Origin of the sequence: Oceanicella actignis (assembly GCF_008124525.1) — a bacterium.
In the GTDB taxonomy this organism is placed as follows: Bacteria; Pseudomonadota; Alphaproteobacteria; order Rhodobacterales; family Rhodobacteraceae; genus Oceanicella; species Oceanicella actignis.
In genome coordinates this window covers 387,416-401,550 of record NZ_VNHJ01000001.1, presented here as the reverse complement: position 1 = coordinate 401,550, position 14,135 = coordinate 387,416, and the positions used below count along the sequence as shown (strand labels likewise).

The window sequence follows — 14,135 nt, the reverse complement described above, 5'->3', positions numbered from 1 at the left end:
GCCGCCCGGCGCATCGCCGCTTCGCGCCCCGCGCTTGCGCCCGGATGCCTTGCGCCCGAATGCTTGCGCGATTGCGCCCCGCCGATGCGCCGGGCCGCGTCAGGATCAGCCGGGATCGGCGCGCAGGCCCGCCGCGGCGGCGCCGGCCAGGGCGGCGGCCTCGTCATTGTCCGAGGTCTCGCCGCTGACGCCGACGGCGCCGATCACCTCGCCATCGGCCGCGCGCAGCAGCACGCCGCCCGGAACCGGCACCAGCGCGCCGCCCAGCGCGCCGTTGGCGGCGGCCACGAAATAGGCCTGCGCCTCGGCCCGGGCCATGAGCGCGCGCGAGCCCGTTCCGAGCATGATCGCGCCATGCGCCTTGCCATGGGCGATGGCCCAGCGCCCCGGCGAGGCGCCGTCCTCGCGCGCGAAGGCCAGGGGATGACCGCCCGCATCCAGCACCAGCACGGCGATGGGCTTGAAGCCGGCCGCGCGCGCATGCGCCAGCGCGCCGTCGACGACGCGCCGCGCGGCCTCCAGCGTCAGGGCGCTCATGCCGCCTCTCCGCGGTCCATGGCCTTGCGCCGCAGGCGCCAGGCGTGCAGCGTGGGCTCGGTGTAGCCCGAGGGCGCCTCGACCCCGCGCAGCACCAGCTCGCAGGCCGCGCGGAAGGCCGGGCCGTCGAAATCGGGCGCCATGGGCCGATAGGCCGGATCGCCGGCGTTCTGGCGGTCCACCACCTGGGCCATGCGCTTCATCGTCTCCATGATGCGGGCCTCGTCCACCACGCCGTGATGCAGCCAGTTGGCCATGTGCTGGGACGAGATGCGGCAGGTGGCGCGGTCTTCCATCAGGCCGACATCGTTGATGTCGGGCACCTTCGAGCAGCCGATGCCCTGATCGACCCAGCGCACCACATAGCCCAGGATGCCCTGCGCGTTGTTGTCGAGCTCGGCCTGGATCTCGTCGTCGGACCAGTCGGGCGCGGGGGCGAGCGGAATGGTCAGGATGTCGTCCAGCCGCGCGCGCCGCCGGCCCGCCAGCTCGGCCTGGCGGGCCAGCACGTCGACCTTGTGATAATGCGTGGCGTGCAGCGTGGCCGCGGTCGGGCTGGGCACCCAGGCGCAGTTGGCGCCGGCCATGGGATGGGCGATCTTCTGCTCGAGCATCGCCGCCATCATGTCGGGCATGGCCCACATGCCCTTGCCGATCTGCGCCTTGCCGCGCAGGCCGCAGGCCAGGCCCACATCCACGTTCCAGTCCTCGTAGGCCAGGATCCAGGGCTGGCTCTTCATGTCAGCCTTGCGGACCATGGGCCCGGCCTCCATCGAGGTGTGGATCTCGTCGCCGGTGCGGTCGAGGAAGCCGGTGTTGATGAACACGACCCGGTCGCGGGCGGCGCGGATGCACTCCTTGAGGTTGACCGTGGTGCGGCGCTCTTCGTCCATGATGCCCATCTTGATGGTGCAGGGCGCAAGGCCCAGCGCCTCTTCGACCATGGCCAGGACCGAGGCGACATGCGCCACCTCGTCGGGGCCGTGCATCTTGGGATTGACCGTGTAGATCGAGCCGGTCGCCGAGTTCGCGCGCCGCCCGAGGTCGTGCATGGCGCACAGCGCCGTGACCATGGCGTCGAGCTGCTGCTCCTGGATCTCGGCGCCGTCGGGGCCCAGCACGGCGGGGGTGGTCATCAGCAGGCCCACATTGCGCACCAGCATCAGCGAGCGCCCCTTCAGCCGGCCCTCGGCGCCGTCGGGGCGCGTGAAGACGCGGTCGGGCGCAAGCGCGCGGGTGAAGCGGCGGCCGTTCTTCTCGACCTCTTCGGCCAGGTCGCCCTTCATCAGCCCCAGCCAGTTGCGATAGGCGCGGGTCTTGTCCTCGGCGTCCACGGTCGCGACGCTGTCCTCGCAATCCATGATGGTCGAGACGGCCGACTCGAGCAGCACGTCCTGCACCCCCGCCGGGTCCGAGGCGCCGACCGCGCCGGCGCGGTCGATCGCGATCTCGACATGCAGGCCGTTGTTGCGCAGCAGCACCGCTTCGGGCGAGTCGGGCGCGCCGCGCCAGCCGACGAAGGCCTCGGGGCGGGCAAGGCCGGTCTCGCCCCACGGGCCGCGCGCGATCAGCGCGCCGTCGCGCACGGCATAGCCCTCGACCTGCGCATGCCGGCCGCCGGCCAGCGGCGCGGCCTCGTCCAGGAACGCCTTGGCCCAGGCCACCACCCGCGCCCCGCGCGCCGCGTCGTAGCCGCCCGGCGGCGGCAGATCGCCCAGCGCGTCGGTGCCGTAAAGCGCGTCATAGAGCGAGCCCCAGCGCGCATTCGCCGCGTTGAGCGCGTAGCGCGCATTCGTCACCGGCACCACCAGCTGCGGGCCGGGCACCTGCGCGATCTCGGGATCGACATTGGCGGTCGTGATCTCGAAATCCGGCCCCTCGGGCAGCAGATAGCCGATCTCTTCGAGGAAGGCGCGATAGGCCGCCGCGTCATGGGGCGCGCCGCGCCGCTCGCGGTGCCAGGCGTCGATCTTGCGCTGCAGCTCGTCGCGCCGCTGCAAAAGGGCGCGGTTCGCGGGCCCCTTCTCGCGCACGATGCGCGCAAGGCCCGACCAGAAGGCCTCCGAGGTCACGCCCGTTCCGGGCAGGGCCTCGTTCTCGATGAAGTCGTGCAGCTCGCGGGCGACCTTCAGCCCCGCGGCCTCGATGCGCTCGGTCATGGGTTCGCGGCTCCTTCTTGCGGCGGATACTTCGCGGCGGATTCGCGCCTGTCGGCGCCTGCTGCGCGCAGCTAAGCGCGGCCCGGCCGGCGGCGCCACGCAAATGACATGCGATTTCACCACACGGAAAGCGCGCGCGGCGCTTGAGCCGGGCGCGCGTTTGCATAACTGTGCCGCGAACCCTTTGGACTGGAGAGCGACATGCCCGCAGACCGGCGCGACGACACGCCCAAGGCCCCCCTCATCCGGCTGGCCGACTACCGGCCCCCCGCCTGGCTGGTCGAAACCACGGATCTGACCTTCGACCTGCACCCGGACGCGACGCGCGTGCGCGCGCGCATCGACTTCACCCGCAACCCCGACGGCCCCGGCGGCCCGCTGCGGCTGGACGGGCGGGGCCTGCGGCTGCTGCGCGCCTCGGTCAACGGCGAGGACGTCACCGACCGCCTGACGCTGGACGCCGAGGGGCTGACGCTGGACGCCCCCCTGCCCGACGCCTTCGTGTGGGAATGCGAGACCGTGATCGCCCCGGCCGCGAACACCGCGCTCGAGGGGCTCTACCTGTCCAACGGCATGTATTGCACCCAGTGCGAGGCGCAGGGCTTTCGCAAGATCACCTACTATCCCGACCGGCCCGACGTGATGGCGGTGTTCTCGGTGCGCATCGAGGCCCCGGCCGAGCTGGGAACGCTGCTGTCGAACGGCGAGCCGGGCGAGAGCGGCCCCCTGCCCGGCGGCCGCCGCTACGCCTGCTGGCGCGATCCGTGGCCCAAGCCCTCGTATCTGTTCGCGCTGGTGGCGGGCGATCTGCGCGCCGTCTCGGACGCCTTCGTCACCGCCTCGGGGCGCAAGGTGGCGCTGAACGTGTGGGTGCGCCCCGGCGACGAGGACCGCTGCGCCTACGCGCTGGACGCGCTCAAGCGCGCCATGCGCTGGGACGAGGAGAAATACGGCCGCGAATATGATCTGAGCGTGTTCAACATCGTCGCCGTGGACGACTTCAACATGGGCGCGATGGAGAACAAGGGCCTGAACATCTTCAACTCGAAATACGTCCTCGCCAGCCCCCAGACCGCCACCGACCGCGACTACGAGCTGATCGAGAGCATCGTCGCCCACGAGTATTTCCACAACTGGACCGGCAACCGCATCACCTGCCGCGACTGGTTCCAGCTGTGCCTGAAAGAGGGGCTGACCGTCTTCCGCGATCAGGAGTTCACCGCCGACCAGCGCTCGGCCGCGGTCAAGCGCATCGAGGACGTGCGCCAGCTGCGCGCGCGCCAGTTCCGCGAGGACGCGGGCCCGCTGGCCCATCCCGTGCGGCCCGACAGCTATCGCGAGATCAACAACTTCTACACCGCCACGGTCTATGAGAAAGGCGCCGAGGTCATCCGCATGCTGCGCCTGCTTGTGGGCGAAGAGACCTGGCGCAAGGGCATGGACCTGTATTTCGAGCGCCATGACGGCCAGGCCTGCGCCGTCGAGGACTGGCTGAAGGTGTTCGAGGACGTCTCGGGCCGCGACCTGTCGCAGTTCAAGCTGTGGTATGAGCAGGCCGGCACGCCCCGCCTGCGCGTGCGCGAGGAATGGGACGGGCGCGCGCTGACGCTGACCCTGTCCCAGCGCGTGCCGCCCACGCCCGGCCAGCCCGACAAGAAGCCCATGGTCATTCCCGTCGCGTGCGGCTTTCTCGGCCAGTCGGGCGACGAGATCGCGCCCCGGCGCCTGTTCGAGCTGACCGAGGCCGAGCAAAGCTGGCGCATCGAGCTGCCCGAGCGGCCGACGCTGTCGCTGCTGCGCGGCTTCTCGGCGCCCGTGATCCTCGAGCGCGACGCCGATCCGGCCGAGCGCGCCTTCCTGCTGGCCCATGATTCCGACCCCTTCAACCGCTGGCAGGCCGGCGCCGCGCTGGCCGCCGAAGCCATCGCCGCGCAGACGGCGCTGCGCGACGGAGTCCCGACGCTGACGCCCGCGCCCATCGCCCCCGGCGTCGTCGAGGCGCTGGGCAAGGCGCTGCGCGACGAAACGCTCGACCCCGCCTTCCGCGCCCTGATCCTGGCCCCGCCCTCGGAAGACGAGATCGCCCAAGCCCTGTTCGACCGCGACGGCGTGGTCGATCCGCAGGTCGTCCACGCCGCGCGCGAGCGCTGGAAGGACGCGCTGACCGACGCGCTGGCCGACGACCTGGCCGCGCTGCGCGCCCTGCACCGCCCCGTCGGCCCCTACAGCCCCGAGGCCGCCGACGCCGGCCGCCGCGCCCTGGCCAACGGCGCGCTGGCCCTTCTGGCGCGCCGTCCGCAGGGCCAGGCCGACGCGGCGGCGCAGTTCGCCGCCGCCGACAACATGACCGACAAGCTGGCGGCGCTGACGGCGCTGACGCACAACGGCGCGCCGCAGGCCGACGAGGCGCTCGAGGCCTTCCGCCGCCAGTGGGCGCACGATCCGCTGGTGATGGACAAGTGGCGCATGATCCAGGCCACCTCGCCCCAGCCCGACGCCTTCGCCCGCGTCAAGGCGCTGTCCGAGGCCGAGGACTTCCAGTGGCGCAACCCCAACCGGCTGCGCTCGCTGGTGGGGGCCTTCGCCATGGCCAACCCGGCGCGCTTCCACGCCGCCGACGGCGCGCCCTACCGCTTCTACGCCGACTGGCTCTTGCGCATGGACAAGGTCAACCCCCAGACGGCGGCGCGCATGGCCGGCGCGTTCGAGACATGGCGGCGCCTCGATGCCGGGCGCCAGGCGCTGGCGCGCGCCCAGCTGCAGCGCATCGCCGCCGAGCCGGGCCTTTCGCGCGATCTGTCCGAGATGGTCGAGCGCATGCTGGACGGCTGAAGCGCGCCGCCCGGACCGCGCCGCCCGCACCGCGCGCCGCCCGCACCGCGCGCCGCCACGCCGGACGGGCTGCGCCGGCTGACGCGCGCCGGGCGAGCCGCGCCGGACGGGCTGCGCCGGCTGACGCGCGCCAACCGAGGCGCGTCAGCCGCACCGCGCCGCTCGCGCCGGACGGGCTGGCAAACCGAACCAGGCGGGCCGAGCCGCGCGGGCCGAGCCGACGCCCCTCGTCGCCCCGCCGAAGGCGCCCCCAAGGCAAGCGGGAGCCGGCCCGCGCCCGACAGGCGCCCCCCCCGGGCCGCCCGGGCCGCCCGCGCCGCCCGCGCCGCTCGTCCGGCCCGCGCCAGGGGCCGAACCGCCCCCCGCCGAGGTTTGGACCGCCGCCCGCCGCCGCACGCGCCGCGCCCTCGGCCGCATTGACGCGCACCCGGCCTGGCGCGCCGCCGGCAGGAAGAGCGACGCCGGCGGGTTTGCGCCCTCCGTCGGCCCGCGCGCGACGGCGCCCCGCGCCGCGCCCGGGCGTCGGCTTGCAAGGGCCGGAGCCGCCCCGCCCCGCCGCCGCGCATCAGGGGTCGGACTCGGCTTGCACAAACAAGAACAAATTGAGAACATACGCACGCCCGCACCCCGCGGGCGCCGGGATTCCTCCGCCATGGCCTTCGCCGAACTCTGCGCCACCTCGAACTACACCTTCCTCGTCGGCGCCTCGCATCCCGAGGAATACGTCCTGCGCGCCGCGCGCATGGGACTCGAGGCCATCGCCATCGCCGACCGCAACTCGGTGGCCGGCGTGGTGCGCGCCCACCGGGCCCTGCGCGAATGCGCCGAGCAGGGCCTGCGCCCGCCGCGCCTGATCCCCGCCGCGCGGCTCGTGCTCGAGGACGGCGAAACCCTGGTCGCCCTGCCCCGCGACCGCGCGGCCTGGGGGCGGCTGACGCGCCTGCTGACCCTGGGCAAGCGGCGCGCGCGCAAGGGCGGCTGCATCCTGCGCGCCGAAGACGTCGCCGCCCACGCCCAGGGCATGTTCCTGCTGCTGACGGCGCCGCCCGAAACGGCGCAAGACGCGCAAACGGACCCGGCCGGCGCGGGCGCCGCGGCGCAAGCGGCGCAACGCTGGGCGCGCCGGCTTCCCGGGCAGACGTTCCTGGCCGCCGCCCCCCGCCATGACGGGCGCGACCGCGAACGCCTGGCCGCCCTGGCCGCCGCCGCCGAAGAGGCCGGCGCGCCGCTGGTCGCCACGGCCGACCCCATCATGCACCATGGCGCGCGCCGGCGCCTGGCGGACGTGCTGCGCTGCATCCGCGAGAAGACCGTCATCGACCGCCTCGGCCGCCGCGCCCTGCGCAACGCCGAACGGCGCCTGCGCGCCGAGGCCGAGATGCGCCGCATCTTCGCCGACCACGAGCGCGCCGTGGACCGCGCCGCCGAGCTGGCCCGCGCCTGCGCCTTCTCGCTCGACCAGCTGCGCTACGAATACCCCGACGAGGTCGCCGGCGGCGAAGACCCCCAGACCCGGCTCGAGCGCCTGACCCGCCAGGGCCTGGCCCGCCGCTACCCCCAGGGCGTCCCCGCCCGCGTGCAAGCCATGGCCGAGCGCGAGCTGGCGCTGATCGCCCGGCTGGGCTACGCGCGCTACTTCCTGACCGTGCGCGACCTGGTCGAGTTCGCCGAAAGCCGCGGCATCCTGTGCCAGGGGCGCGGCTCGGCGGCGAACTCGGTGGTGTGCTACGCGCTGCGCATCACCGCCGTCGCCCCCGAGGTCGCCGCGATGGTGTTCGAGCGCTTCATCTCCGAAGCCCGCGACGAGCCCCCCGACATCGACGTGGATTTCGAGCACGAGCGCCGCGAGGAGGTCATCCAGCACATCTACGCCCGCTACGGCCGCAGCCGCGCGGGGCTGTGCGCCACCGTCATCCGCTACCGTGCCCGCCGCGCCGTGCGCGAGGTGGGCAAGGCCATGGGCCTGTCCGAGGACGTGACCGGCGCCCTGGCCTCGCAGGTCTGGAGCTGGTCGGCCGAGGGCGTCGACGAGGCGCGCCTGCGCGAGATCGGCCTCGACCCCGCCGACCGCCGCCTGCGCCAGACGCTCGAACTGTGCCGCCAGATCATCGGCTTTCCGCGCCACCTCTCGCAGCACACGGGCGGGTTCGTCATCACCCGCGGCCGGCTGGACGAGCTGGTCCCCATCGAGAACGCCGCCATGGAGGACCGCACCGTCATCGAGTGGGACAAGGACGACATCGACGCGCTGGGCATCCTCAAGGTCGACGTGCTGGCGCTGGGCATGCTGACCTGCATCCGCAAGTGCTTCGACCTGATCGCGGCCCATGGCGGCCCGCGCTGGACCCTGGCCACCCTGCCGCCCGAGGATCCCGCGGTCTACGACATGCTGTGCCGGGCCGACAGCCTGGGCGTGTTCCAGGTCGAAAGCCGCGCGCAGATGAACTTCCTGCCCCGCATGAAGCCGCGCTGCTTCTACGACCTGGTCATCCAGGTGGCCATCATCCGCCCCGGCCCCATCCAGGGCGACATGGTCCACCCCTATCTGCGCCGGCGGCGCGGCGAAGAGCCGGTCTCGTTTCCCTCCGACGCGCTGGGCGAGGTGCTGGCGCGCACGCTGGGCGTGCCCCTGTTCCAGGAGCAGGCCATGCAGATCGCCGTCATCGGCGCCGGCTTCTCGCCCGCCGAGGCCGACCGGCTGCGCCGCTCGCTGGCCGCCTTCCGCAAGAGCGGGACCGTCTCGGCCTTCCGCGAGCGCTTCGTCGAGGGCATGACCGCAAGGGGCTATGCGCGCGACTTCGCCGAGCGCTGCTTCAGCCAGATCGAGGGCTTCGGCGAATACGGCTTTCCCGAAAGCCACGCCGCCAGCTTCGCGCTGCTGGTCTACGCCTCGGCCTGGCTCAAGCGCCATCACCCGGCCGCCTTCGCCTGCGCGCTGCTCAACGCGCAGCCCATGGGCTTCTACGCCCCGGCCCAGATCGTGCGCGACGCGCGCGCCCATGGCGTCGAGGTCCGCCCCGTCTGCGTCAACGCCAGCTATTGGGACAACACGCTCGAACCATCGGCGCGCTCGGCGGGGGGGCTGGCGCTGCGGCTGGGCTTTCGCCAGGCGCGCGGCGTGCCCGAAGAGGACGCGCGCTGGATCGCCGCCGCGCGCGGCAACGGCTACGCCGCGCCCGAGGATCTGCGCCGCCGCGCCGGGATCGGCGCCGCCACGCTCGAGCGCCTGGCCGAAGCCGACGCCTTCGCCGCCCTCGGCCTGACCCGGCGCCAGGCGCTGTGGCAGGTCCGCGCCCTGCGCGCGGCGGCCTCGCCGTTGCCCCTGTTCGACGCCACGCTCGAGGGCGAGGGGCTGGACGAACCCGCCATCGCCCTGCCGCCCGTCGCCCCGGGCGAAGAGGTGGCCGCCGACTACGCCGCCCTGCGCCTGAGCCTGCGCCGGCATCCGCTCGAGCTGCTGCGCCCGCGCCTGGCGCAGGGGATGGGTCGCGCGCCCGCGCCGCTGCCCGCCGCCGCGCTGGACCGCCCGCCGCCCGGCGCGCGGGTCCATGCGGCGGGGCTGGTGCTGGTGCGCCAGCGGCCGGGCACGGCCAAGGGGGTGGTGTTCCTGACGCTCGAGGACGAGACCGGCGTGGTCAACGTGGTGGTCTGGCCCAGGGTCTACGAGCGCTTTCGCCGCGCGGTCATCGCCGGGCGGCTGCTGCGCGTGCGCGGCCGCATCCAGCGCGACGGCGAGGTGACGCATCTGGTCGCCGACCGGGTCGAGGATCTGAGCGCGCTGCTCGACGAGCTGGCCGCGCCGCCCGAGGCCCCCGCCTCGTCCGATGCCGCATCCCCCGCCGCGCGCCGCGCATCCCCCGCCAGCGCGCCGCGCGGCCCCGCAGGCCACCCGCGCGCCCAGGCGCGCCGCCTTTTCCCCGCGCGCGAATTCCGCTGACCGCCCGACCGGCCCCCGCCGCGCCGGCCGCCGCGATCGCCGGCGGCGCAAACGCAGCGCGGGCGCGCCGCTGGTCCGCCGCCCGGCGCAATCCGCGCCCGCAGGCGCAAGGCGCCGCCCATCGGACCCCGGCGGCGCGCGGGAGCCGGGCGGCCAAGGCCGCAAGGCGCCGCTGAAAGGGAACGAACAAGAAAGCGGGCCCTGAACAAAGGCGCGGGACAGGGACAAGGAACGACGCCCGGCTTGCGGGACGCGGCAGCGCCGCCCGCCCCGGACGACCGCGGTCGCCGGCCGTGGTCGCCTGCGCTCCGGTTTGGCGACGCCGCCCGCCCCCGGCGCCGCCCCGCGCCAGCGCGCCGTTCCGCCTGGCGTCCTGCTCCGCCCAAGGCGGCGTCCCGTGCGCATGAGCGCGCAGCCGACCCACGACGCCGCCCCGATGGCGATCGAGGCGCAAGGCCCGCACGCCCCGGCGCCCGCCGCCCCGATGGCGATCGGGGAGCAAGGCCCGCACGCCCCGGCACGCGCCGCCCCGCTCGGCCCGGACGTTGCAAATGACGTTCCGGCCGCGCCCCCGCCGCGGCGCCGCCCCCCTGACGCGCCGCCCCTGAGGCGCCGCCCCTGCCGCGCCGATCCCGAACGCGCCGGCCCCGGCGCCGCCCCTGACCGGCGCCCGGCGCGGCCCGACGAGGCGCCCGAACGAAAAGCCCCGCCCGGATGAACCGGGCGGGGCCATGGGCCGCGCTTGGCGTCCAGGCGGCGCGTCAGTCTTCGAGCGGCACCGCCACGAAGCGCAGATCGCCCCGCGCATGGACCAGAAGCAGCACCGCCTTGCGGCCGGCCTCCTTCGCCTCCTTGACCTTGCGGCGGACATCTGCGGGGCTGCGCACCGGCTCCTGCCCGACCTCGACGATCACGTCGCCCGGGCGCAGGCCCTTCTCGGCGGCGGGCCCCTCGGGATCGACCGCCTCGATCAGCACGCCCTCGACATTCTCGGGCAGATCGGCGGCGGCGCGGCGCTCGGGGGTCAGGGCCGTCAGCTTCATGCCCAGCGCCTCGACCGCGCCCAGCGCGGGCGGCGCATCGTCCGAGCCGGCGGCCGCCTGCTCGCTTTCCTCGAGCCGGCCGAGCGTGACCTTGAGCGTGTGCGTCTTGCCCTTGCGCCAGACGGTCACGCGCACGGGCTTGCCCACCTCGGCGTCGGCGACCATGCGCGGCAGGTCGCGCATCTGCTTCACGTCCTTGCCGTCGAAGGACAGGATCACGTCGCCCACCTGCAGGCCGGCCTGCGCGGCGGGGCCGCCCTCGACCACGCCCGAGACCAGCGCGCCGCGCGCGGCGTCAAGGCCCAGCCCCTCGGCGATCTCGTCGGTCACGGTCTGGATCTGCACGCCCAGCCAGCCGCGGCGGGTCTCGCCGAACTCGCGCAGCTGCGAAACCACCTTGGTGACGATGGCCGAGGGCACCGCGAAGCCGATGCCGATCGACCCGCCCGAGGGCGAGATGATGGCCGTGTTCACGCCGATCACTTCGCCGTCCATGTTGAACAGCGGACCGCCCGAGTTGCCGCGGTTGATCGCCGCGTCGGTCTGCAGGAAGTCGTCATAGGGTCCGGCGTTGATGTCGCGGTTGCGCGCCGAGATGATGCCCGCCGTCACCGTCCCGCCAAGGCCGAAGGGGTTGCCGATGGCCAGCACCCAGTCGCCCACCCGCGCCTTGTCGCTGTCGCCGAAGGGCACGAAGGGCAGCGGCGCCTTGGGCTCGACCTTGAGCAGCGCGATGTCGGTCTTGGGGTCCGTGCCCACGATCTTCGCCGGCAGGGACTCGCCGTCGGTGAAGTTCACCTTGATCTCGTCCGCGCCGTCGATGACGTGGTTGTTGGTGACGATGTAGCCGTCCTGCGAGATGACGAAGCCCGAGCCCAGCGAGCTGACCTTGCGCGGCGGTCCGCCCTGATCGCCGAACAGCTCGGGGAACAGGTCGCGGAAGGGCGAGTTCTCGGGCAGGCGCGGCCCGAGCGGGCGCGAGGGCCGCGCCACCGTCTGCGAGGTCGAGACGTTGACCACCGCCGGGCTGAGCCGCTCGGCCAGGTCGGCGAAGCTTTCGGGCGCGCCGCGCGCGGCGGCCTCGCGCGCGGCGCCCAGCGCCAGCGCGGCGGCCAGCGCCAGCGTGGCCAGCATGGCCCACAGCAGCCGGGCCGCGCCGGGCCGCGCGGCGGCCGCCGCGACCGCATACGGTCGGCGGGTTCGTGTGATGGACAAGGTCGTTCTCCTCCTGATCCTGCGTTGTCTTGTTTCGTCCTGCGGGCGCCCTCGGGGCCTGCGGCGTCGCCTTTCAGATGTGTCTTTTGCGCCGCACCGCAAGAGCATCGCGCCCCGCCGCGATCACGAGCGCGCGATCATCAGCAGCGCCACGCCCGCCGCCGCCGCGCCAAGACCCAGCATGCGCCGCCGCTCGACGCCCGCCGCCTGCAGAAACGCCAGCGCCCGGACCACGAGCCCGGGCGCCAGGGCCAGCATCAGCCCCTCGAAGGCCAGCACCGCGCCAATGGCGAAGACGACGTCGCGCATCGCCCTCGCCCCTCGCTCATTCGGCCATGCCGCGGCGCGGGTCGCGATCCGCGCCGCCGCCCAGATACTCGAAGAACTCGCTGCCCGGGGTCAGCACCAGCGTCGTGCTGCCGGGCTGGATCGACTTCTCGTAGGCGCCCAGCGAGCGGTAGAAGGCGAAGAACTCGGGGTCCCTGCCGAAGGCCTCGGCGAAGATTCGGTTGCGCTTGGCGTCGGCCTCGCCGCGGATGATCTCGCTGTCGCGCCGCGCTTCGGAAACCAGCTCGACGGCCTGGCGGTCGGCGTTGGCGCGCACGCGCTGGGCGGCCTCGGCGCCGCGGGCGCGCTCGTCGGCGGCCTCGCGCACGCGCTCGGCCTTCATGCGCTCGAAGGTCGCCTGAAGGTTCTGCTGCGGCAGGTCGGCGCGGCGGATGCGCACGTCGATGATCTGCACGCCCAGCGTCGCGGCGCTGCCGCGCGCGGCGTCGCGGATGCGCGCCATCAGCTGCGCGCGGTCGTCGGACAGGATGTTGTCGGACATGACCGAGCCCAGCACCTCGCGCAGGGCGGCGTTGAGGATGCGCTCGAGCCGCGGCAGCGCCGCCGCCTCGGTCTGCACCGCCTGGCGGAAGCGCAGCGGATCGACGATGCGCCAGCGCGCGAAGGCGTCCACCACCAGGCGGCGGTCGTCGAGCGGCGTGATCTCGAGCTCGGAAGTCTCGAGCGGCAGGATGCGGTCCTCGTAATAGACCACGTTCTGGATGAACGGGATCTTGAAGTAGAGCCCCGGCTGGCGGTAGCCGTCGGGGTCGCCCACCACCTTGCCGAACTGCAGCTTGAGGGCCTGCTGGCGCTCATCGACGATGAACACCGAATTGGCCAGCACGAAGACCAGCGCCGCGAGGACCGCGGCCAGAACGGGTCCCTTCTTCATCGGTTGGCCCCCTTGTTGAGCTCGTTGAGCGGCAGGTAGGGCACCACGCCCGGGCCGCCCTCGCCGCCGGCGATGTTCTCGTCGACGATGATCTTGTCCACCCCGGCCAGGACGCGCTCCATGGTCTCGAGGTAGAGGCGCTTGCGCGTCACGTCCTTGGCGCGGGCGTATTCCTTGTAGACGGCCAGGAAGCGCGCCGCCTCGCCCTCGGCCTCGTTGACGACCTGGGCGGCGTAGCCCTCGGCCTCCTGCAGGATCTGGGCGCTTTCGCCGCGCGCCTGCGCCAGGCGCTTGTTGGCGTAGGCCTCGGCCTGCTTCTTGGCCGTGTCGCGGTCCTGGGCGGCCGCCTGCACGTCGCGGAAGGCGTCGATGACCTCGGGCGGCGGGTCGGCCTTGTCGAAGTTCACGCGCACGATGTTCACGCCCGACTCATAGCTGTCGAGCGTGTCCTGGATCAGCTTCTCGACCTCCTGGCTGATGATGGCGCGGTCGCGGTTGAGAATCGGCTTGAGCTGCGAGCGGCCGATCACCTCGCGCATGGCCGATTCCGACACGGCGCGGATGGTGGCGTCGGGCTCGGCGATGTTGAACAGGAACTTGGTCGGGTCCGAGATGTTCCACACCACCTGGAAGTCGATGTCGACGATGTTCTCGTCGCCGGTCAGCATCAGGCCCGTGTCGCCGCCCCGGCGGCGCGAGGTCGCCGGCTCGGAGCCGATGTCGATCAGGTTCTCGCGCGTGACCGCGAGCTTCTCGTAGGTGACGACCGGCCAGGGCGCGAAGTTCAGGCCCGGATCGCGCACGGCGTAGAGCTCGCCGAAGAACAGCTCGACCGAGCGTTCCTCGGGCGCGACGGTGTAGACCGAGGCGTAGACCCACAGCGCGAAGGCGCCCAGCGCCGCCAGCGTCCAGCCGCCGCGGCCAAGCCCGCCGCCGCCGCCCGAGCCGCCGCCGCCCGGCCCGCCCGGGCCGCCGCCGCCGAAGATGACCTTCAGCCTCTCGCGCCCCTGGCGCAGCAGCTCGTCCATGTCGGGGCCTTCGCCCCCGCCGCCGCCCGGCCCGCCCGAGCCGGGCCCGCCCCCCCAGGGGTTGCGGCCGCCCGAGCCCCGGTCGTCCTTGCCGCCGCCGCCCCATGGGCCGCCGGAGTTGTTGCTGAATGGCATGTCGGTTTCGGTCCTCCGTGAATTCTC

Annotated in this window: 8 protein-coding genes; 2 read left to right on the top strand and 6 right to left on the bottom strand. The window is 73.7% G+C overall.

Going from position 1 to position 14,135, the window contains the following annotated elements:
* Window positions 1-105: 105 nt before the first annotated feature.
* Window positions 106-537 carry a GlcG/HbpS family heme-binding protein gene (locus LY05_RS01830; protein WP_072746259.1) on the bottom strand — a complete coding sequence of 144 codons (432 nt, stop codon included), beginning with the start codon at window positions 535-537 and terminating at the stop codon, window positions 106-108.
* Window positions 534-2,696 (bottom strand): malate synthase G, encoded by a 2,163-nt coding sequence (locus tag LY05_RS01825; RefSeq protein ID WP_148921886.1) that lies wholly within the window; start codon window positions 2,694-2,696, stop codon window positions 534-536. Before LY05_RS01825 ends, LY05_RS01830 begins: the two co-directional genes overlap by 4 nt.
* 201 nt (window positions 2,697-2,897) lie before the next feature.
* On the opposite strand from LY05_RS01825, the gene pepN reads away from it, so the two are divergent.
* Together pepN and LY05_RS01815 are read left to right on the top strand one after the other, a co-directional pair.
* Window positions 2,898-5,528, top strand: a complete 2,631-nt coding sequence (pepN, locus tag LY05_RS01820; RefSeq protein ID WP_148921885.1) for an aminopeptidase N — start codon at window positions 2,898-2,900, stop codon at window positions 5,526-5,528.
* A 652-nt stretch (window positions 5,529-6,180) separates the two neighbouring features.
* The gene (locus LY05_RS01815; protein ID WP_148921884.1) at window positions 6,181-9,465 is read left to right on the top strand and encodes an error-prone DNA polymerase; all 3,285 of its coding nucleotides are present in this window, start codon (window positions 6,181-6,183) and stop codon (window positions 9,463-9,465) included.
* 761 nt (window positions 9,466-10,226) lie between these two features.
* Here LY05_RS01815 and LY05_RS01810 read toward each other — a convergent pair.
* The 4 genes from LY05_RS01810 to hflK form a co-directional block, all read right to left on the bottom strand.
* Window positions 10,227-11,642, bottom strand: coding sequence for a DegQ family serine endoprotease (locus tag LY05_RS01810; RefSeq protein WP_170258776.1), 1,416 nt, complete (start codon window positions 11,640-11,642; stop codon window positions 10,227-10,229).
* Window positions 11,643-11,846: 204 nt separating this feature from the next.
* The gene (locus LY05_RS01805; protein WP_072746263.1) at window positions 11,847-12,032 is read right to left on the bottom strand and encodes a DUF2065 family protein; all 186 of its coding nucleotides are present in this window, start codon (window positions 12,030-12,032) and stop codon (window positions 11,847-11,849) included.
* Window positions 12,033-12,048: 16 nt separating this feature from the next.
* Window positions 12,049-12,945, bottom strand: a complete 897-nt coding sequence (gene hflC, locus LY05_RS01800; RefSeq protein WP_072746264.1) for a protease modulator HflC — start codon at window positions 12,943-12,945, stop codon at window positions 12,049-12,051.
* Window positions 12,942-14,108 (bottom strand): FtsH protease activity modulator HflK, encoded by a 1,167-nt coding sequence (gene hflK / locus LY05_RS01795; protein WP_148921882.1) that lies wholly within the window; start codon window positions 14,106-14,108, stop codon window positions 12,942-12,944. The genes hflC and hflK overlap by 4 nt, the downstream gene beginning before the upstream one ends.
* Window positions 14,109-14,135 lie beyond the last annotated feature (27 nt).

Excerpts from the sequence above, each read along its gene's own strand:
- LY05_RS01815 (WP_148921884.1), top strand. The coding sequence starts at position 6,181 with ATGGCCTTCGCCGAACTCTGCGCCACCTCGAACTACACCTTCCTCGTC.
- pepN (WP_148921885.1), top strand. The coding sequence starts at position 2,898 with ATGCCCGCAGACCGGCGCGACGACACGCCCAAGGCCCCCCTCATCCGG.
- LY05_RS01805 (WP_072746263.1), bottom strand. The coding sequence starts at position 12,032 with ATGCGCGACGTCGTCTTCGCCATTGGCGCGGTGCTGGCCTTCGAGGGG.
- LY05_RS01830 (WP_072746259.1), bottom strand. The coding sequence starts at position 537 with ATGAGCGCCCTGACGCTGGAGGCCGCGCGGCGCGTCGTCGACGGCGCG.
- hflK (WP_148921882.1), bottom strand. The coding sequence starts at position 14,108 with ATGCCATTCAGCAACAACTCCGGCGGCCCATGGGGCGGCGGCGGCAAG.
- hflC (WP_072746264.1), bottom strand. The coding sequence starts at position 12,945 with ATGAAGAAGGGACCCGTTCTGGCCGCGGTCCTCGCGGCGCTGGTCTTC.
- LY05_RS01825 (WP_148921886.1), bottom strand. The coding sequence starts at position 2,696 with ATGACCGAGCGCATCGAGGCCGCGGGGCTGAAGGTCGCCCGCGAGCTG.
- LY05_RS01810 (WP_170258776.1), bottom strand. The coding sequence starts at position 11,642 with ATGCTGGCCACGCTGGCGCTGGCCGCCGCGCTGGCGCTGGGCGCCGCG.